The 19,105-nt window shown below is 66.0% G+C and carries 15 protein-coding genes and 1 other annotated feature; of the genes, 7 read left to right on the top strand and 8 right to left on the bottom strand.

The window, feature by feature from the left end; all coding sequences use genetic code 11:
* Window positions 1-302: 302 nt before the first annotated feature.
* Together ACZ2G3_RS05880 and ACZ2G3_RS05875 are read right to left on the bottom strand one after the other, a co-directional pair.
* On the bottom strand, window positions 303-422 hold the full coding sequence (locus ACZ2G3_RS05880; protein WP_470399061.1) for a nitronate monooxygenase: 120 nt from the start codon (window positions 420-422) through the stop codon (window positions 303-305).
* A gap of 1,197 nt (window positions 423-1,619) precedes the next feature.
* Window positions 1,620-2,848, bottom strand: a protein-coding gene (locus tag ACZ2G3_RS05875; protein ID WP_470398304.1) for an IS3 family transposase whose coding sequence is annotated in 2 segments (ribosomal slippage) — window positions 1,620-2,563 and window positions 2,563-2,848 — 1,230 coding nt in all. Because the reading frame shifts where the segments join, the coding sequence is not laid out codon by codon here.
* Window positions 2,451-2,567: a sequence feature (AL1L pseudoknot), on the bottom strand. (Overlaps the previous gene by 117 nt.)
* Before the next feature lie 436 nt (window positions 2,849-3,284).
* On the opposite strand from ACZ2G3_RS05875, the gene ACZ2G3_RS05870 reads away from it, so the two are divergent.
* From ACZ2G3_RS05870 to ACZ2G3_RS05855, 4 genes are all read left to right on the top strand, one after another.
* Complete coding sequence (locus tag ACZ2G3_RS05870) at window positions 3,285-3,620, top strand: hypothetical protein (protein ID WP_470398302.1); 336 nt, start codon at window positions 3,285-3,287, stop codon at window positions 3,618-3,620.
* 702 nt (window positions 3,621-4,322) lie between these two features.
* Window positions 4,323-4,580 (top strand): helix-turn-helix domain-containing protein, encoded by a 258-nt coding sequence (locus ACZ2G3_RS05865; protein ID WP_470398300.1) that lies wholly within the window; start codon window positions 4,323-4,325, stop codon window positions 4,578-4,580.
* 2 nt (window positions 4,581-4,582) lie between these two features.
* The gene (locus ACZ2G3_RS05860; RefSeq protein ID WP_470399059.1) at window positions 4,583-5,932 is read left to right on the top strand and encodes a HipA domain-containing protein; all 1,350 of its coding nucleotides are present in this window, start codon (window positions 4,583-4,585) and stop codon (window positions 5,930-5,932) included.
* A gap of 333 nt (window positions 5,933-6,265) precedes the next feature.
* Entirely contained in the window at window positions 6,266-6,679 is a 414-nt protein-coding gene (locus ACZ2G3_RS05855) for an XRE family transcriptional regulator (protein WP_470398298.1), read from the top strand.
* 859 nt (window positions 6,680-7,538) lie between these two features.
* Here ACZ2G3_RS05855 and ACZ2G3_RS05850 read toward each other — a convergent pair.
* Entirely contained in the window at window positions 7,539-8,120 is a 582-nt protein-coding gene (locus ACZ2G3_RS05850) for a GNAT family N-acetyltransferase (RefSeq protein ID WP_470398297.1), read from the bottom strand.
* Window positions 8,121-8,293: 173 nt separating this feature from the next.
* On the opposite strand from ACZ2G3_RS05850, the gene ACZ2G3_RS05845 reads away from it, so the two are divergent.
* The 3 genes from ACZ2G3_RS05845 to ACZ2G3_RS05835 all read left to right on the top strand — a co-directional run bounded on the left by ACZ2G3_RS05845 (window position 8,294) and on the right by ACZ2G3_RS05835 (window position 11,128).
* Entirely contained in the window at window positions 8,294-8,647 is a 354-nt protein-coding gene (locus ACZ2G3_RS05845; RefSeq protein WP_470398296.1) for a cupin domain-containing protein, read from the top strand.
* 66 nt (window positions 8,648-8,713) lie between these two features.
* Entirely contained in the window at window positions 8,714-10,375 is a 1,662-nt protein-coding gene (locus ACZ2G3_RS05840; protein ID WP_470398295.1) for an amidohydrolase, read from the top strand.
* Between the two features lie 138 nt (window positions 10,376-10,513).
* Window positions 10,514-11,128, top strand: coding sequence for a LysE/ArgO family amino acid transporter (locus ACZ2G3_RS05835; RefSeq protein WP_470398293.1), 615 nt, complete (start codon window positions 10,514-10,516; stop codon window positions 11,126-11,128).
* A gap of 16 nt (window positions 11,129-11,144) precedes the next feature.
* On the opposite strand, the gene ACZ2G3_RS05830 is transcribed toward ACZ2G3_RS05835, so the two are convergent.
* The 5 genes from ACZ2G3_RS05830 to ACZ2G3_RS05810 all read right to left on the bottom strand — a co-directional run bounded on the left by ACZ2G3_RS05830 (window position 11,145) and on the right by ACZ2G3_RS05810 (window position 19,077).
* A complete protein-coding gene (locus tag ACZ2G3_RS05830; protein ID WP_470398291.1) occupies window positions 11,145-12,176 on the bottom strand; it encodes an SDR family oxidoreductase in 1,032 nt (343 codons plus the stop codon).
* 183 nt (window positions 12,177-12,359) lie between these two features.
* The gene (locus tag ACZ2G3_RS05825; protein WP_470398289.1) at window positions 12,360-14,543 is read right to left on the bottom strand and encodes a TRAP transporter permease; all 2,184 of its coding nucleotides are present in this window, start codon (window positions 14,541-14,543) and stop codon (window positions 12,360-12,362) included.
* A gap of 101 nt (window positions 14,544-14,644) precedes the next feature.
* A complete protein-coding gene (locus tag ACZ2G3_RS05820; protein ID WP_470398288.1) occupies window positions 14,645-15,619 on the bottom strand; it encodes a TAXI family TRAP transporter solute-binding subunit in 975 nt (324 codons plus the stop codon).
* 198 nt (window positions 15,620-15,817) lie between these two features.
* Window positions 15,818-17,173 carry a sigma-54-dependent transcriptional regulator gene (locus tag ACZ2G3_RS05815; RefSeq protein WP_470398286.1) on the bottom strand — a complete coding sequence of 452 codons (1,356 nt, stop codon included), beginning with the start codon at window positions 17,171-17,173 and terminating at the stop codon, window positions 15,818-15,820.
* Complete coding sequence (locus ACZ2G3_RS05810) at window positions 17,170-19,077, bottom strand: sensor histidine kinase (protein ID WP_470398285.1); 1,908 nt, start codon at window positions 19,075-19,077, stop codon at window positions 17,170-17,172. The genes ACZ2G3_RS05815 and ACZ2G3_RS05810 overlap by 4 nt, the downstream gene beginning before the upstream one ends.
* Window positions 19,078-19,105: the final 28 nt, after the last annotated feature.

The following is a 19,105-nucleotide window of genomic DNA, read 5'->3' as shown; positions in this document are numbered from 1 at the left end:
GACCAACGCACCGTTCGCAATTCAGTGCCTCGCGCTGACGAGTGTTCGCTTTGACCAGATGCTGCGGCTGCCGTTTCGCACTACCGTCAGTCGGTTGCCGACCTTCAACGTGACTTCCGCAGGAATGTAGGCGGTTAGGCTGCAGGTTCAGCGAACAGCCGAAAGGTCCCGCTTTAAGAGACGCTGCCTGGTCGAATTTGCTTCGCCAAGCACCAAGGTCCGCTTCGGAAAGCTGCACTGCGGCGCCCGTCGAGGGCCGTCCGTTCCGCTAGGGGCCGTTCCGTGCTTTCACGAGCCGGGGGTTAACTGGCCATCTCCCTCGCCAAGACCTCCAGTTGCGCAGCCGCCGCGCCACGGTCTAGCATCCGACGGATGTCGCGCGCGTCCATGATCCCGCCGGCAGCGATGACCGGTAGGGACACCTCCTCCAGCAGCGCGCGCAGCAGGTCTGTCGTGGAAAGGCGCTCGTCTAGACCGGCCGGATCGAAGAGGCCGCGTGGCCTCCGGACTCCCAACCCTGTGCAATGACGGCATGGAACCCGCCGCCTCGATGGCGCGAGCCTTGACCGGCGACGTCGCGCTGCCGATCAGCACGAGCCCGCCCGCACGCAGGGCTGCGATCTGATCGGGCCAAGGCAGGCCCAGGTGGAAGCTGACCAACCGCGGGCGCAGCTCCAGTAGGAGCTGGAGGTAATCGTCGGTGTCGCGAAAGCTGGTGTAGATATCGTGCAGCTCGGTGCCTAATCTGGATCAGGTCAAGAAGGTCGGTCATGGCGGTCATCGGCGGCTCCTCCGCACGCAGGATGCGCGAGGGGCCTTGGGCAGATCATGACCGCAAGACGCTTCTGTTCGAGGGCCATGTGGCCGCCGGGCCATTTGCGAAAGCGGATGTGGGGCCATAGGCAGCCGTAACAGCCGCCATCGGCAACCAAAGGACCAGCGACATGCAAGCGGACCCCATCCACCGTCAAAACCTTGTCGGCGCGGCTTGGATGATCGCGGCCATGGCGGCCTTCGCCGTGGAGGACGCGCTAGTCAAGGCGGTGTCGGCTGTTCGGTGCAGCCCTCGGCAGTCTTTTCGTCGACGAAACACTGATGCTCGGCATGCTGGCGGGTTCGGGGCTGATCGTGCTGTCCGGCCTGTTCATCCTGTGGCACGGCCAGAAACCAATGCCTAGCGGCCGAAACCGGGGGTCATGCGCTTCTTCGTCCGGCCGGAGACTGTGGTTTCATCGGCGTAGCCTTCACCTTCCAGATTGTCTCGCAGAATTTTTTATCTAATCCTCGTCGCCTCTAATCTATAGTAATAGTTACTTCTTAACTTCTATATATTAGAGGCGAGAAGGATTAGAACTTTTCGCAGTTTTGGTTGTCTCCGGTCAGGTGGAGCAATTTCTGGTTGAAAAGGTCAAGAAACCGCTCCGGTCAACAAAGGCCGTGCCGGCCGGAAGCAGTCGTAATGGCGCTCGGTCGGCAGAATGATCATGTTCCGGCCCCGGCGCCTGCGCACGAGGAGTTCGTTCCTCTCCAGGATCTCCATGGACTTCCTGGCCGCGCCAAGCGTCACCTCGGAGGTGGATTGAACCGCGCCCGGTTTTCCGGAGGCTGATTGGGATTAGTTACGCGGCCATGTCTTCAGCTTCCAGAGCGGCGTAGAAGTTTGCCTCCGCTTCGGCCGGCGGGATGTTCCCGATCAGCTCGAGCAGGCGGCGGTTGTTGAACCAGTCTACCCATTCGAGGGTGGCATATTCGACAGCCTCGAAGTTGCGCCACGGCCCACGACGGTGGATGACCTCGGCCTTGAACAGGCCATTGATCGTCTCCGCCAAGGCATTGTCGTAGCTATCGCCGACACTGCCGACGGAAGGTTCGATGCCGGCCTCGCCCAGCCTCTCGGTGTATTTGATCGACAGGTATTGCGACCCGCGGTCGGAATGGTGGACGAGCCCCGCGCCCTTGGCTGGGCGGCGATCGTGGACAGCCTGTTCGAGGGCATCGAGAACGAAGCCTGCATGGGCTGTTTGGCTCGCCCGCCAGCCGACGATCTTGCGGGCATAGGCATCGATGACGAAGGCGACATACACAAACCCCTTCCAGGTGGCGACGTAAGTGAAATCGCTGACCCAGAGCATGTTCGGCGCAGGCACGCGGAACTGCCGGTTCACCTTGTCCAGCGGGCACGAGGCCTTCTTGTCGGGGATCGTAGTCTTGTGCGGCTTGCCCCGGATGATGCCTTGAATACCCATGTCCTTCATCAGTCTGGCGACTGTGCAACGGGCGACATCGAAGCCTTCCCGATCCAGCTGACGCCAGACCTTGCGCACGCCGTAGACGCGCCAGTTCTCTTCGAAGACACGCTCGATCTCGGGCCGCAGCGCTGCGTCGCGCCGGGTGCGATCCGACAATCGGGCCGGATCGGCCCGCTTCGCCAGGTGATCGTAGTAGGTGGACGGGGCGATCGGCAGAACCCTGCAGATCGGCTCGACCCCGTGCTTCCCTCGCTGATCGTCGATGAACCCGACCATCACTTCGACCGGCGGTCGAGCTCCGCCATCGCAAATTATGCGCTCGCCTTGCGCAGGATCTCGTTGGCCTGGCGCAGTTCCCGGTTCTCCCGCTCCAGCGCCTTCATCTTCTCTGCCATGTGGGTCGGGATGCCAGAGCGCTTGCCGCTGTCGACCTCGGCCTTCTTGACCCACTCGTTCAGGGTCTGCGGCGCACAGCCGATCTTCGCGGAAATCGACATGACTGCCTGCCAGCGCGATCCATGCTGACCCTCATTGTCGAGAACCAGGCGCACTGCACGCTCGCGCACTTCGGGGGAAAACTTGTTCGTCGTCTTGCTCATGATGCTCCATCCTACTCAGGAGTTGGAGCCTCCGGCAAACCCGGAGCGGTTCACCCTACGAGGAAGCGACATGGCGGATCACTCGACACCGGACGATCAAGCGACCCCGGACCTTTTCTGGACCGCGCAAGCGAGGTGCCCCGGCCTCGCTCTGGCCGAACCCGCTCACCGAAGAAACCGACGTCCAAGAGGCCATCTGGCTCCAGGTCCGCATCTCCCGTCATGCATAAGGCGGGTTCGGGGCCGCCCAAATTGGTTATCGAGGCACTTCTTCGATGAGAGCATGCGTGACCCAATGCGAGGTGCCTGTCCATCATAGAACTTCGTCCGGGCGTCAGCTCGACGCGCTCACTGAACGCATACCCTGCTTCCGAGCGCTTATGGGCCTGTGCCGGCATTGGCCCTCGGACAAGAGCGGCTTAGGCTATCAACAACCATGAGCGGAAAAGGCCCACTTCACACGCCGGACGGCCGTTACATCGTCGTTCGCGGCCGTCTCTGGCGAGCCGCCGATCCGTCGCTGGACGAGGCTGTCCGCGCCCGGCACGTGTCTTCGCTGATGACCGCGCGCCGTGCCGTGAAGAACGCGCTCGCCGCTGGCGACAAGGCAGCCGAGAAGCAGGCGCGTCAGGCCGTCGATGAAGCCAAGCAGCAACTTGGCGAGCGCGGTCCCGTCTGGTGGACCGACGGGGCACCAGACTTTGGGCGGAAGATGATCCGCAACACCCCTTATATTGACTGGTTCAACAGCCTTGACCCTTCCGATCGCTGAGCATGGCGCCTGATTGACCGCGCTCTGCTCTTCCCTTCCGGTAGCGCCGAACTGCGCACGAACCAGTCCGGACCGACGCTTGGATGAGAAGCCAAATAAATCTGCGTGCCAAGCTGGCCTCTTCTATTCCAGCACATGCACGATGGCCGCAGCGAGAAAGACCACGCCCGCCGCCATGACGAACCCGTGCCAGATCGTCCGGTGAAACCGCAGACGCGGCGAAAGGTAGAAGGCGAAGCCGGCGGTGTAGAGGATGCCGTCCGTCAGGATCAGCCACCATTGCAGAGCGGGCAGTCCTCATAGGCTCCCTATCGAAGGCGCCTTCCGATCCGGACAAGGGATCCAGAAGCCGAGCTGTTTTCAAGCACGCTTTGCCGCCTTTGCGGGCACGCCATCGGCCATGGTGCTGCGCCGCGCGGATGGCATTGCAAGGCATCTCCACGGGCAGGTGCGGAACAATCCCACCGCGACGCCACCCCTTGCTGCATCAGCAGCCGATGATCGAGATCGCCGCGCCCAACAGCGTCGACACTGCATCACGTCTTGCAGCCTGCTCACCACCATCTTGGCGTCGTAGCCAATTTCTCCCCTTGCAGCGGCTTACCTCATGCTATCTTGGCGTCTGCGCCAATTATCTTGCCTATGGCTTGTCTTTCCCTTTATCCTTGGCGCTGAAGCCAATTTGCGCCGGGAGGGCCAGCCATGGCGGGCAGACAGGATCATGATGATGCCCAAGACATGCTCCGTCGGCAGCTTCTCAACGCCTCCGACCTGGGCGAGGTGATCCGCTCGCACCGCGAGCGGCTTGGCATCGCGCAGCATGAATTGGCGTCGATGGCGGGGATCGACGCCGGAAACCTCTCGAAGATAGAGCGCGGCAGCCGTCGCTCACATCTCGATACCTATCTCAGGCTGTGTGCCATCCTCGGCATTGACCTCTTCGCGGAGCCGCGCACGTGAGGATGGACGTCTGGATCGAGGGGCGGGACGCGCCCGTGGGTCGGCTCAGCCGGGCCGACGACAAAAGCCTGTCCTTTACCTATGCCGATGATGTCCCTGCCCAGCATCGGATCTCAATGTCCCTGCCGATCGCAACGACGCAATACAGCGACGCCGCCTGCCGAGGGTATTTCGGCAACCTCCTGTTCGAAGGACCGCAGCTTGAACGGGTCCTCGACGGCTTTGGCATCGATCGCGGCGACATCGGCGCGCTGTTGTGGCATCTGGGCGCGGACTGTCCAGGCGCAATCTCAGTCACGCCCGAGGGCACGGGCCCCGGAAAGATGCCGGGCCGGTTCCCCGAGGATTACGAGCCTATCTCGCAGGACCGGCTGACCCGGATCGTGCAGTCGCTACATCAGCACCGTCGCATGCCCGAAGCCGAGCGGAACCCGTCACCAGTCGCGGGCGTCCAGGGCAAGATCGCCTGCCTCATGGTGGACGACAGGGTTTGGCTGCCCAAGGAAGGCTCTCGCGCGCCGACCACGCACATCCTGAAGGTGTCCCCGAACTTCGATCCCGACATCACGCGCCACGAGACGGTGTTGCTGCAGATCGCCACCCAGGTCGGGATCGATGCCGCCCTCAGCCGAGACCTCGTCTTCGAGGTCGAGGGGATGCGCGTCAACACGCTGCTCTCGACGCGGTTCGACCGCGAGGTCCAAATCGTCGACGGGGCAGGAACGATCCATCGCCGTCACGCCGAGGATTTCTGCCAGGCGCTCGGCCTGCCGCCCAGCCTCAAATACGAACGCGACGCCGTGGATCCGCATCGCCGCTTCTCGGCCGCCGACGTGAACGTCATCCTGGCACAGACGACCGTGCCGGCTGTGGCACGGAGGGAGTTTCTGGCGCAGACGCTGTTCAACCTGCTGGTGGGCAATACAGACAATCACGGCAAGAACACCTCGCTTCTCTATCAGGGACGGACGGTGCGCTTGGCGCCGCTCTATGATGTGGTGCCCGTGTTCATGGACCGGCGCGTGACGCATGAACTCTCCTTCAGGCATGGCGATGCGCGCTTTGCCGAGGACTTTGGCGTCGATGCGCTGCACGGGCTGCTGTTCGATCTGGGCTTCGGCAAGCCGCCCGTCGCGCGGACGATCAAACAGATCACCCGGCTTGCAAGGCAGATCTCCGATCTCTCGGCCCAACGCGCCCCTAAGTCATTAGCCGATGGCCTTAACGCGCAGGCACAAGTGATCCAGGATGCGCTGCTGGTTGAGTTCAGTCTCGAAGACCGCGACTATTTCGACCGGGCCGTCAGGGACGAGCCGTCTGGAGCGGCCGGTGGATGGGGCGCATTCAGTTGACAGGCACCCCTGCCCCCTCCGGCCGGCGAAGGGTTTTGGCCAGCAGGAAACGCGCAGGGGAGCACATGGCACCCGACGCACCTCACCATGTCGCGTGGACAAGCCACCCAACAAGCGCCTGCTTTAGCGGCGAACCTGGGTGATCAAAATTACCCTGCACGCGGTCGGCGACCAAAGTGGAGGGTCCGACCACGGAACTGTCCGGGGTCCCGAAGCACCCCCATGATCTCGGCGCGCCCCTTCTAGGACTTCGGTCTTCCCATCGACCAGGCGCCAGCTCCCAAGCGCATACCGCCGCACAGGCCGATAGATTCGTCTCATCAGCAACAGCTTATGAGCAAGACGACCATGACCAACCCATTCTCGAACACCCCGGCCGCCGTCTTCCTGCGCCGCCAGACCGAGCTTCTGGCCCATCGCAAGAACCAGAAGCAGATCGCCCATGAAGCGGGTTTCGCCAACGGAAACCTCATCTCGATGTTCAAATCGGGCGCATCGAAGATCCCCCTCGACCGCGTGCCGGCCTTGGCCCGAGCACTCGAGACGGATCCAGCTTACCTCATGCGTCTCGCCCTGGAGCAGGCCGTGGGGAAAACCGCATCCGTTGCCGTGCTCGAGGTCTTCGGGACGCCGACCACCCTGAATGAACGCGCATGGCTGGACGAGATCCGGGAAGCCTCCGGCAATACCGATCCTAAGCTGACCGCTCGTTCAAGAGCGGCCCTGCGCGCCATTTTCGGGAAGTAGAGCACAACAATGGAATGGGAGGTTGTGCGAAACTGCCCATTCCTCAACTGCACGACCTTGATCGAGCAGCCTGCGGTCGGTCCCTGCCCTTTTCGCTCCCCGGACCACGAAACCACGAAACCACGAAACCACGAAACCACGAAACCACGAAACCACGAAACCACGAAACCACGAAACCACGAAACCACGAAACCACGAAACCACGAAACCACGAAACCACGAAACCACGAAACCACGAAACCACGAAACCAGACGAAGCCTCTGCGGTCATGTGATCAAGCAGAATGACGCAACGTTAACCTGGTGCCAGAATAACGGCTAAATCAGGTGCCAGAAACCTGAATAAGTCTCTGATTTTTATAACATCTACTAGAGCTCAATCCTCTCTCACAGCACCAGTTTTTCTTGAAGAACTTTTTCCATTTCGGAGGCTAGAAGCCCCCTTGCTGGTACACAGAGGTGGCTTGCATTGCCCCTCAGGATGCCCAGCCCGAGCAAGCATCCAAAGACCGGCGTTTACCAACTGAGCGGGCCGACCCCACTTTCTTGATGAAACTGGTGCGCGCCTTTTCTGGAAAGGAGGCGCTGCGGACGAAGCCCCCCTTGCATGGAAAAGCGCAGGTTCTCCCCCCAGTCCCAGGAAGTGCAGCGTGAATGACAGGTTCTCTGCCCGCGCCCAATGGCAGGCCTTCCCTTGAAGTTCGCAGGGAGGGCGGGTCAATGCCGGCTCAGACCTGAGACATTGGCAGAGCGGAGACCAGAGTACCCAGATGCCAAGGTGGTAGCACCGCGCGCCAAGGCGCTGCGGACCGTCCCCATGGACGGCGGGTTCGGGACAAACCCGCAGGTTACTGCCAGATCAGGCGGGACCCAGGGGCTTGATGAACAGCAGCCACTCCGCCGCATTGACCTGCCAGTCGCCCTTGACGACGGGGCGGCGGGCAACCTCGCGGTAGCCCTTGGCGGCATAGAGGCGCAGTGCGTCCTGATGCGTGTCCGCAACGATCAGGCTGATGCTGGCATGGCCGGCCGAAGCGGCGATCGTCTCGGCCTGCGCCAGCAGGGCACTGCCCAGGCCCATGCCGCGAAACGCCGCATGGGTCGCCAGAACGTTCAGGTACCACGATCCCGGTGCCAAGGCCTCCAGTTCCAGCAGCGGCACAAAGATCGGCGGCGTGTCGGGGTCGATGGGTTCGGGCTCGGCTTCGGCGCCATAGCCAAGCAGGCAGGCCGCGACCTGACCCTCGACCTCGGCCAGCCAGGCGTTGCGATAGGAAAAATTTCCCGTCTCGCGCGCCGCGCGTTCTGCGCCCAAGGCCCAGGGATCGCCGTCCGGGCCGACCGACTTGCGCCAGAAATGCAGCGGCAGATCATCCGCCGCCATGTTGATGAAACGCACCAGATGCGCGGCGTCCGATGCCCTTGCCCTGCGGATCTCCATGCCTTGTCCCCGTCCCTGCCCGCGCCCTCTGCGCCCTCCCGTCATCGACGATCTGGCGCCGATCCGCCAGCCCCTGCGATGGGCGCGCCAGCCCGCTGATCGTCCCGCTTGCACGCCGTGCGGGCGGCGCCTACCAAGAGCCTCGACCGAAAAGACGGCGCACGAGGACAGACATGAGCGACACGGTTTTCCGCTTTCCCGCACCGGGCCCCGAGCCCATCACCACAGATCTGGAGGGTTGGACCAAGATCGACGGCAACCCGACCATGCGCTATTGGGTGCAGCACAGTTCGGCCGATGGCAGCATGATCTCGGGCACCTGGGAGGCGACGACCGGCACCTGGCACGCCAGCTACCAGTTCTACGAATTTGTCCACCTGATCGAGGGCCGGATCACCATCACCCCCGACGGCGGGGAACCCGTCACGCTGACGCCGGGCGATGCCTTCGTGGTCGAGCCGACATTCAAGGGCACCTGGACCATCGAGGAGCCGGTGCGCAAGCACTTCGCCATCAAGCTGAAATAGCCCGCCCTGCCGCGCGGCTGCGGCCCGGACGGGTCGCGGCCACCTTGCCCTTTCGGGACATGCACCATGACCACCGCCGACCTGATCCTGACCCATGCCCGTGTCCTGACCATGGACCCCCGGCATCCGCGTGCCGAGGCCGTAGCGGTGGCAGGCGACCGCATCCTTGCCGTCGGCACGGCGGCAGAGATCGGGGCGCTGGCCGGGCCGGACACCCGGGTCATCGACGGCGGCGGCCACACGCTGCTGCCGGGCTTTTTCGAGGGTCATGTCCATGTTGGCCTGGGCGGCGCCGACCTGACGCATCTGCATATCGGTCACCTGCACGGGGCGAAGGCAGTGGGCGACGCCTTTCGCGATTTCGCCGCAGCCAACCCCGACATGCCGCTGCTGATGGCGCAGGAGGCGCATTACGGCATCCTGGGCAGGCCCGCCACGCGACACGACCTGGATGCGATGATCCCGGACCGTCCCATCGCCATGATGTCGCCCGACCTGCACACCGTCTGGGCCAACACCGCCGCACTGAAGGCCACCGGGCTGCTGGGCGGTGCGCCCATGCCGCATGGTCATGAGGTGGTCCTGGGCCCGGACGGCCTTGCCACCGGAGAGCTGCGCGAATTCGAGGCCTTCGGCCCCCTGATCGCCCATGCCGGCGAAGGGCGCATCAACCTGGGCATCGCCACCGGCGAAGAGCCCGACCCGCGCCCCACCGCGGCCGAGCGTGCGGTCGACAAGGCGCTGCTGCACCGGGGCATGATGCATTGCGCCGGGCATGGCGTGACCAGCCTCGTGAACATGGACGGCAACCGCTATACGCTGGAGCTGCTGGCCGAGATGCGCGCCGAAGGCATCCTGCCCCTGCGCGTCAAGGTGCCCTTCCACTTCAAGCCCCATATGGAGCTGGATGCGCTGGACCGCGCCTCCGCCATGGCGGCCGATTTCCACGATGACTGGATCAGCTCGGGCTTCGTCAAGATGTTCATGGACGGGGTCATCGACAGCCGGACCGCCCATCTGCTGCGGGATTATCCCGACCAGCCCGGCCACCGCTCCGACCCGCTGTTTCCGCCCGGACGTTTTGCCCGGATCGCCAGTGAGATCGACCGGCGCGGGTTGCAGATCGCCGTTCATGCGATCGGCGACGGGGCGGTCAGAGCAGTCATCGACGGCTACCAGGCGGCCCGCGACGCCAACGGCCTCCGCGACAGCCGCCACCGGATCGAGCATATCGAACTGATCGATCCCGCCGATGTTCCGCGCCTGGGGGCGCTTGGCATCACCGCCAGCCTGCAGCCGCCGCATGTGCCGGGGGCGATGGATTTTCCGCTGGAACCGACCCTGTCGCGGATCGGATCGGGGCGGTGGGCGGATGCCTATCTGTGCCGCAGCTTGGCCCGGGCGGGCGCCGCCATCGCCTTTTCCAGCGACTGGCCGGTGGCCGATGTCTCGGTGCTGCGGGGGATTTCAGCGGCGCTGACGCGGCGCCCCTATGACGGGGCGCGGGACGAGCGGCTTTCGCTGATGGAGGTCCTGCACGCCTACACGGCCGGAGGAGCCTGGGCCGCGCATCGCGACCACCTGACGGGAATCCTGCGCCCGGGCCTTGCCGCCGACCTGGTGCTGCTGGGCGGGGACATCGAAACCGCAAGTCCGGAGGGCATTCCCGACCTTGGCATCGCGCTGACGATCTGCGGTGGCCGCATCATCCATGCGCGGGAGATCTGACCTGACCGCGCGGGGCCACATCCGCATTGCTCCCTGCTCCGCGCCGCGCGCCGCCGACGGACCGTGCCCGCAGAGCCCCGGCAGGCTGCTCGAATGCGGCCGTCGCACGATCCCTCACCGCTTGAGCGGAAGTCCCCGATGAGCCTTTCCGTGTTCCTGACCGGCCTGCTGACCGGCCTCAGCCTGATCGTCGCCATCGGCGCGCAGAACGCCTTCGTCCTGCGCCAGGGCCTGCGCGGAGAGCATGTTCTGGCCGTCTGCCTGACCTGCGCCGTCTCTGACGCCGTCCTGATCCTGCTGGGGGTCACAAGCTTTGGGCGGATCGCCCAATGGCTGCCCTGGCTTGGCCCCGGCATGCGCTATGCCGGCGCGGCGTTCCTGATCTGGTACGGGTTCAAGAGCCTGCGCGCCGCCCTGCGCTCCAGCGAGGCACTGGTTGTCAGACCCGGGCAAAAGGGCGCGGGGCTGGGCGGCACCCTGCTGGCCTGTCTGGCGATCACCTGGCTGAACCCGCATGTCTATCTGGACACGGTGGTGCTGCTGGGCACGATCTCGACCCGGTTCGCGGGCTCCGAGGCAGCCTTTGCGGCGGGTGCGGTGTCCGGTTCGTTCCTGTTCTTCTTTGCGCTCGGCTATGGCGCGGCGCGGCTGCGCCCTCTCTTTGCCCGGCCATCGTCCTGGCGGGTCCTGGAGGCGGTCATCGCGCTTGTCATGTGGACCATCGCCGCCAAGTTGCTGCTGGGCGGCACGTAAGGGCGCTTGACGTGCACTAACGCCTGCGGCGCGCCTCCAGCAGGGCCGCGATGCCGGCACCGGCCACCAGCGCGGCACCCACAACGGCGCCGCCCCGCAGGACACCGGGATTGTAGGTGCGCACCTCCGGGCGGGCCTCGGCATCGAATCGGCCCTCGGCGCCAAAATCCTGAAGCTCGTCCATCGGCTGGAACAGGTTGTCGGCGCGGTCCTGCGCGGGTTCGTCCGTCTGCTGGCCGGAATAGCCCTGGTCGGCCAGGACCTGGTCGACACGCGTGGGCGCGACCGCGTCGCCCAGGATCACCTTGGCCGCCGAACCGCCCAGCCACAGTTCGCGCGGGGCGTCCTGCGCCGCGCGATAGAGGGCGCGGGCGATGGCCTGCGGCTGATAGATCGGCGGCACAGGCTGGGCCCTGCGCGGCATCTTGTTGCGGGCCCAATCGAATTGCGGCGTGTTGACGGCCGGCAGGTGCACGGCGGTCAGGCGGATGGGGGACTTGTCGTGGATCAGCTCGCTGCGCAGCGAATCCAGAAAGCCGCGGGTGGCGAATTTGGCAGCGCAATAGGGCGCCTGCAGCGGGATGCCGCGATAGGCCAGCGCAGAGCCCACGCTGACGATGGTGCCATGGCCCTGCCGCTTCATCTGGCGCAGGGCAGCCTGCGTGCCGAAGACCTGGCCCAGATAGGTGACCTCGGTCACGCGGCGGAATTCATCGGGGGTCACATCCTCGACCGGGGCCAGGACCGTGGCCATGGCGGCGTTGATCCAGACGTCGATGCCGCCCCATTCGGCCACCGCATCATCCGCCGCGCGCTGCAGCGCCTGCGCATCGGCCACGTCGGCCGCAAGGACCAGCGCGGTGCCCCCCGCCCGTTCCACATCAGCCCGCGCGCCTTCCAGCCCCGCCTGACCGCGCGCGATCAGTCCGACGCACCAGCCCTGCGCGGCAAACTCCATCGCCGCGGCCCGTCCGACGCCGGCCGAGGCCCCGGTGATCACCACGCGGCGCCGCGGCGCCAGTTCATCGGCCGAATTCCTGCCCGTCATGGGATGCGTCTCCTGTCGGTTGCCGCCGGGACCGGGGCGGGGTGCCGCCGGTCTGGATGCTCAACCCCTCCCGGGCCCGCGGGTTTCATCGCGGGCCTGCAAGCCACCCGCATCGCCCCCCCCTGCCACGCAAAAGGCGGGCCCGTTTCCGGACCCGCCTTCCCCTGCACATCGACCGCGTTCTCAGTCGGCGCGACCGTGGGTCAGGGTCGAGCCGGTGACCATCTTGCGCTGCCACAGGAACAGGGCAATGGCCACGGCAAGGCCCACCACGTCGCTGGTCCAGCCGACGGCGATCATCGATAGCGCGGCCGCGACCAGCACCAGCCGGATCAGCACGCCGACCGGGCCGAAGTAATAGCCGATCACCCCCGCCGACAGCAGGAACATCCCCAGCAGCGCCGTGGCGGTGGCATGGATGATGTCCAGCGTCTCGCCCTGCATCAGCAGCTCATGCGAGCCGAAGAACATGAAGGGCACGATGAAGGCGGCCAGGCCCAGCTTGAAGGCCTCGACGCTGGTCCTCATCGGATCCGATCCCGACAGCGCCGCCCCCGCATAGGCCGCCAACGCGACAGGAGGCGTGATCGCCGACATGACCGCATAGTAGAAGACGAAGAAATGCGCGACCAGGACCGGCACGCCAAGCGCGATCAGGCCCGGCGCCACCACCGCCGCCGCGACCGCATAGGCCGCCGTCGTCGGCATTCCCATGCCCAGGATGATCGAGATGCACATGGCAAAGAACATCGCCAGATACTGGTTCTGGTCGGCGATGGTCAGCAGCAGCGACGAGAACCGCGCCCCCACTCCTGTCAGCGCGATGACGCCCACGATGACACCGGCGGCGGCGCAGACGGCCACCAGCTGGATCGACATGCGCGCCCCCATGTCCAGCGCCCGAAAGACTTGGCGCGGGCCCATCTTGTAGGGCGTCAGCCAGCTGACGACCGCTGCAGAGGCCATGCCCATCGCGCCTGCCCGGATCACCGAATAGCCCGCGAACAGCGTATAGATCAGGATCACGATCGGCAGGAACAGGTAGACCTGCTTGATCAGGTCGCCGAAACGCGGCAGCTCGGACCGGGGCAGGCCCTTCATGTCCAGCTTGAGCGCCTGCAGATCGACCATGAAATAGACCGACACGAAGTAAAGCAGCGCCGGGATGATCGCCGCGATGACGATGTCCGTGTAGGGGATGCCCGTCACCTCGGCCATGATGAAGGCGCCCGCGCCCATGATCGGCGGCAGGATCTGGCCGCCGGAAGAGGCCGTCGCCTCGATCGCGGCAGAGGTTTTCGGCGAATAGCCGACCTTCTTCATCAGCGGGATGGTCAGCGAGCCGGTGGATACCACATTGCCCGCCGAGGTGCCGTTGATCATGCCCATCAGGCCCGATGCGAAAACGGCCACCTTGGCCGGCCCGCCCCGCGCCTGACCCGCGCAGGCGAATGCGAAGTTGACGAAATAATCGCCGACCTTCGAGGCCTGAAGGAAGGCCGCAAAGACGATGAAGAGGATGATGTAGGTCGAACTGACCGCGATCGGATCGCCCAACACGCCCTGGTCGGTGAAGATATAGGTGAAGAACCGCGTGGCCGTATATCCGCGATGGTTCAGGAACCCCGGCAGCCACGGTCCCAGAAAGCTGTAGGCGATGAAGACGCCGACGATGATGACCAGCGCCAGGCCGGTCAGGCGGCGCGTCAGCTCCAGGATCAGCAGGACGCCCGTCAGTGCGGCCCAGAGATCGCCGGGCTGCGCCATGCCGGTGCCCGCCCGCATCCGCAGCGCGCCCACGACGAACAGGATATAGCCCAGCACCGCGATCGAGGCAAAGCACAGCAGCACGTCGCCCGGATAGATCCGGCCCCGGTCGCGCGACGAATACAGCCAGCCGGCGGCGATGGCCGCGACGCTGCCCACGACCAGCGGCAGGCCATAGGTGCGAAAGCCGAAGGCGGGCGGCATGGCGACGCCGGCCAGCCACCAGGCGCCCCAGGCATAGGCGATCACGGCAAAACCGTAGCCGATCCCAAGCGCGCCGATCCCCAGCAGCGCCAGTTCGGGAACCGAGCGGCGGGCGGCGGGGGCATCGTCGGTGACGGCGTCCTGGGTGACAGCGGCATAGGTCAGAAAACCGATGACCAGGCCGCCGCAGACGTGGATCATGCGGTAGGTCCAGGTCTCCAGCGGATAGAGCACCATGACGACCAGGTGGAACAGGGTATAGGCGGCGCAGAGGATGGCGATCATCAGCCCGACGCGGGCGCGGGCGTCGCGCTGGTTCGGCGCCATCGGCTCATCATCGACGCCTTGCGCGATGACCGGGGCGCCTCCTGCCGCAGGAGCAGCAACAACAGACATGGGACTTCTCCAGGTGGATGCGCCGCAACGGGCTTGCGGCCGGGCCGGACGGTGGTCGGGCAAGGGTCGGGGGCCCGCGCGGGGCCCCCGGTTATTTTGAATCAGCCGCGCAGTTCGGCCGGGATCTCGATTCCCTTTTCATCGAAATAGCGCAGCGCGCCCGGATGATAGGGCAGGAAGGTGTTCTTGTCGGCGTTTTCCGGCAGGGTCTCGGCGGCGGTGGCGTGGATCTGCATCATCGCCTCGTTGCCCTCCATCACCATCTTGGTGATCTCGTAGGCCAGGCTTTCGGGCATGTCGGCATGGGCGACGGCAAAGTTCCACATGGCGACGGTGCCGTGACCCTCGGGGAAGCCCTGGTAAAGGCCGCCCGGCACCTCGAAGGCCGACACTTCGGGCATCGCCTCCAGGATCTGGGTGCGCTGCTCCTCGGTGAAGCCGAAGATGTTGACGGGGTTTTCCGCGGCGATCTGCGCGAATGCGCTGATCGGCACGCCCGCCGCAAAGGCGAAGGCGTCGATCAGGCCATCCTTGACCTGGCTGGTCGCGTCATTGGCGCCGGCATAGCTGACATTGGCCTCGACCCCCAGCACCTCGAAGAAGCGCGGCCAATAGGTGGCGGCGGTCCCGCCGGCCGGGCCCACCGAGACACGCTTTCCGTCCATATCGGTCACGTTGGCAATGCCCGAGGATTGCAGCGCCACCGCTTCGAACGGGGTCTGGTACATCGGGAACAGCGCGCGCAGCGACTTGTGCTCGACACCGGGGGCCAGTTCGCTGTTGCCGGTCCAGGCCTCATAGGCCGGGCCCATGGTGACCAGGCCGACCTGGTGGTCGCCGGTCTCGACCAGGGTCGCGTTCTGCACCGGCCCGCCGGTCACCTCGGCCGAGGCGTTCAGGTCCAGGTTCTGCGAGATCAGGCCGGCCAAGCCCGTGCCATAGATGAAATAGGTGCCGCCCTGGCTGGCCGTGCCGATGGTCAGGCTGGACGGCCAATCGGAGCGATCCTCCTGCGCAAAGGCGGGTGACAGGGTGAAGGCAGCAGCGGCCGCAACGGCGGCGGTCATGAAACGCATGGAAATCCTCCCAGATTTATCCAGTGGCCGCGCGGATCGGAACCCGGGCGCGGCCGGACGAAGTGGCCTCAGGTAGGTCCTGCCATTCAGGCGGCGCAACCCTGCCATGCGACGGAGGGGCGCTAAATCCCAGCGCTTCGCGGCGCGATGGGTGGATCCGGTAACATCGTGGCCAAGGCGCGGGTGGATTTCCCCCCATCAGCCATCGGCATCGTCGCCCGCATCGACGTAATGCGTCTTGTCGATGCGGTATTTCTGCATCTTCTCGTACAGCGACTTGCGCGACAGGCCGAGCGATTCATAGACCGGCTTCAGCCGCCCGCCATGGGCGGCCAGGGTCGCCACGATCAGGTCGCGCTCAAAGCCCGCGACCCGATGCGCCAGGCGCATCTGTTCCGGGCTGCGGTCCTCGGCCGGTTGCAGGGCGATGCCCAAGGCGTGGCGGTCGGCCGCGTTGCGCAATTCGCGGACATTGCCGGGCCAGGGGCGCCTGGCGATCTCGGCCAGCAGCTGCGGGGGCACGGCCACGGGCGGGCGGCGGTGCCGGGCGGCGGCCTCCTGCACCAGCTTGATGAACAGCAGCTGCACATCCTCGCGTCGCGCCGACAGCGGTGGCACATGCAGGGTCACCACGTTCAGCCGGTACAGCAGGTCCGCCCGGAACCGCCCGGCGGCCACCTCGTCCTCCAGCGGGCTGCGCGAGGTCGCGATGAAGCGCACGTCCAGCACCCGGTCCTCGTCCGCGCCCAGGGGCGAAATGACCCGGTCCTGCACCACGCGCAGCAGCTTGCCCTGCACGTCCAGTGGCATGGAGCCGATCTCGTCCAGCAGGATCGTGCCGCCGCGGGCATGTTCGAACTTGCCATAGCGCGGGCGCAGCGCGCCGGGAAAGGCGCCGGCCTCGTGACCGAACAGCTCGGATTCGATCAGGGCGGCAGGCAGCGCGGCACAGTCGATGGCGATGAAGGGCTTGCGGGCCCGCGGTGACAGGTCGTGCAGGGCGCGGGCCACGACCTCCTTGCCGACGCCGGTCTCGCCCACGATCAGCACATCCGCCTCGGTCGGACCGATGGTGCGCAGCCGGCGGCGCAGGTCGATCATCACGTTCGACCGCCCGACCAGCCGCGTTTCCAGGTCATCCGCCTGCCCCGCCGCCGCGCGCAGCACGCGGTTTTCCAGCACCACGCGGCGGTATTCCATCGCGCGGGCGGCGATCTCGGCCAGCTGCTGGCCGTCGAATGGCTTTTCGACGAAATCATAGGCGCCTTCGCGCATGGCGCGCACGGCCAGCTGGATGTCCCCATGCCCGGTCACCAGGATCACCGGGATCTCGGCGTCGATCTCGCGGATGCGGCTCATCAGGGTCAGGCCGTCCATGCCGGGCATGCGGATGTCGGTCACCACGATCCCGTCAAAGCCAAAGCCCACGCGGTCCAGCGCCGATTGCGCATCGGCCATGTCCTCGACCTCGAACCCCTCCAGATCCAGCGCCTGCGCGGTCGACAGGCGCATGTCGGCCTCGTCATCGACCAGCAGGACGCGACCGGCACTCATGCGGCACCCCCAAGGCGCGGCAGGTCGATCTGGAAACAGGCCCCGCCCGGCTGACGCAGAAGCCGAAGTTCCCCTCCGAAATCCTTGACGATGTTAAAGGAAATCGACAGGCCAAGGCCAAGCCCGCTGCCCACCCCCTTGGTCGAGAAGAAGGGATCGAAGATCCGCTCGTCCAGCCCCTCGGGGATGCCCGGACCGTTGTCGGCCACGGTCAGCACGACCCGATCGGGCGTGGCCTCGGCCGTGATGCGGATCTGCGCGTCGGGCCGCCCCTCCAGCGCGTCCAGCGCGTTCGACAGAAGGTTGACGATCACCTGCTGGAACCGCACCGGCCCCGCCCGCACCATCAGCCGCCCGGGCGGCAGCTCGATCTCCAGCGCCAGTTCGCGTTTGCCGATGCGCCAGGCGATCACCTCCAGCGCGTCGCGCAGCACGTCATGCAGGTCAACGTCCGACAGCTGGGCATTGGGCTTGCGGGCAAAGTTGCGCAGCGTCCGCCCGGTTTCGTTCATGCGATCCGCCAGCGACAGGATGCGGGTGATGTTCTGCCGGGCGTCGGGGACACGGTCGCGGTCGATATAGGTCAGGGCATTGGCCGCAAAGTTCCGCACCGCCCCCAGGGGCTGGTTCAACTCGTGTGACAGGGCCGCGGACATCTGCCCCAGGGCTGCCAGCTTGGCCGACTGTACCAGGTGGCGCTGCGTGCGGCGCAATTCCGCCTCGGTCGCGCGCCGCTCGGTCACCTCGGCGCCAAGGCGGGCGTTCAGCTGCGCCAGTTCGGCGGTGCGGGCGGCAACGCGCCCCTCCAACTGGGCTTGGGCCTCGGCCTGGATCGACAGGCGTTCGCGCAGCCGGGCACGGCGCTGCATCCAGGCCATCAGGCCGGCCAGCACCGCCCCCACGATCAGCAGCCCCGCGACCGAAGCGATCAGCGCCTGCCGCCGCGCCGGCGCCGTATCCAGCAGCACCTGCACGGTCCAGCCGGCCTCGGGCATGGTCTCGGACACCGCGACGAATTCGCGCCGCGCGCCGTCCATCTCCAGCCGCAGCATCTGGTGGTCGCCCACCGCACCCGAGGGCTGCAGGGGCAACATCTCCAACGGCTCGTCGTCATAGCGGCGGGTGGCGGCCACGCGGGCGCGCGCCCCAGGCGTCAGGGGCGCCAGCGACCGGAACTGCCAGTCGCGCCGGCTGGCCAGGAAGACGATGCCTTCGCTGTCGGTCACGATCATCTCGTATTCCGCAGCGCGCCAGCTGTCCTCGATCGTGTCCACGTCCACCTTCAGCGCCAGCACCCCCAGGATGCGCCCCCGGTCGCGCACCGGCGCCCCGAAATAATAGCCGCGCTTGCCCGAGGTCGTCCCAAGCGCAAAGAACCGGCCCTGCCCCCCGGCCAGCGCATCGCGAAAATAGGGCCGATATTCAAAATTCTGCCCGATAAAGCTGAAGTCCTGGTCGAAATTGCTGGCGGCGACGGTGGTGCCGTCGCGTGTCATCACATAGGCATCCGACAGGCCCATCAGACGGGTGACATATCGCAGATAGAGGTTCGCCGCCGCGACGTCGGTCCGCGTCGCATCCTCCTGCAGTGCGGCGGACAGAACCGGGGCGCGGGCCATCAGGTGCGGCAAGCGCTCGTGTCGGGCCAGTTCTCCACGCAGGCCCGACACGGCCAGGCGCAGGATATTCTCGCCCTGCGGGACCGTTTCGGCGATATAGCGCGTGGCCAGCCAAGCGTTGCCCTGCACCAGCATGGCCCATCCCAGCACCAGCAGCAGCGCCAAGACCGCCAGCCGGCGCGCACGCCGCGTCAGGGGCCGAAACACCCCTCCCGCCCGCAGAACCTGTCCGGGCCGGACCAGATCCGTCACCTGCGCCACCGCCATCCTCCCATTCGGGCGCATCATCCCCCCTGCGCGCCGGCGGGGCAAG

It is taken from the genome of Paracoccus sp. KKT209 (genome assembly GCF_055635455.1).
This window is presented reverse-complemented; position numbering and strand designations above follow the sequence as displayed.

Excerpts from the sequence above, each read along its gene's own strand:
- ACZ2G3_RS05870 (WP_470398302.1), top strand. The coding sequence starts at position 3,285 with ATGAGCGGAAAAGGCCCACTTCACACGCCGGACGGCCGTTACATCGTC.
- ACZ2G3_RS05865 (WP_470398300.1), top strand. The coding sequence starts at position 4,323 with ATGGCGGGCAGACAGGATCATGATGATGCCCAAGACATGCTCCGTCGG.
- ACZ2G3_RS05860 (WP_470399059.1), top strand. The coding sequence starts at position 4,583 with ATGGACGTCTGGATCGAGGGGCGGGACGCGCCCGTGGGTCGGCTCAGC.
- ACZ2G3_RS05855 (WP_470398298.1), top strand. The coding sequence starts at position 6,266 with ATGAGCAAGACGACCATGACCAACCCATTCTCGAACACCCCGGCCGCC.
- ACZ2G3_RS05850 (WP_470398297.1), bottom strand. The coding sequence starts at position 8,120 with ATGGAGATCCGCAGGGCAAGGGCATCGGACGCCGCGCATCTGGTGCGT.
- ACZ2G3_RS05845 (WP_470398296.1), top strand. The coding sequence starts at position 8,294 with ATGAGCGACACGGTTTTCCGCTTTCCCGCACCGGGCCCCGAGCCCATC.
- ACZ2G3_RS05840 (WP_470398295.1), top strand. The coding sequence starts at position 8,714 with ATGACCACCGCCGACCTGATCCTGACCCATGCCCGTGTCCTGACCATG.
- ACZ2G3_RS05835 (WP_470398293.1), top strand. The coding sequence starts at position 10,514 with ATGAGCCTTTCCGTGTTCCTGACCGGCCTGCTGACCGGCCTCAGCCTG.
- ACZ2G3_RS05830 (WP_470398291.1), bottom strand. The coding sequence starts at position 12,176 with ATGACGGGCAGGAATTCGGCCGATGAACTGGCGCCGCGGCGCCGCGTG.
- ACZ2G3_RS05825 (WP_470398289.1), bottom strand. The coding sequence starts at position 14,543 with ATGTCTGTTGTTGCTGCTCCTGCGGCAGGAGGCGCCCCGGTCATCGCG.
- ACZ2G3_RS05820 (WP_470398288.1), bottom strand. The coding sequence starts at position 15,619 with ATGCGTTTCATGACCGCCGCCGTTGCGGCCGCTGCTGCCTTCACCCTG.
- ACZ2G3_RS05815 (WP_470398286.1), bottom strand. The coding sequence starts at position 17,173 with ATGAGTGCCGGTCGCGTCCTGCTGGTCGATGACGAGGCCGACATGCGC.
- ACZ2G3_RS05810 (WP_470398285.1), bottom strand. The coding sequence starts at position 19,077 with ATGCGCCCGAATGGGAGGATGGCGGTGGCGCAGGTGACGGATCTGGTC.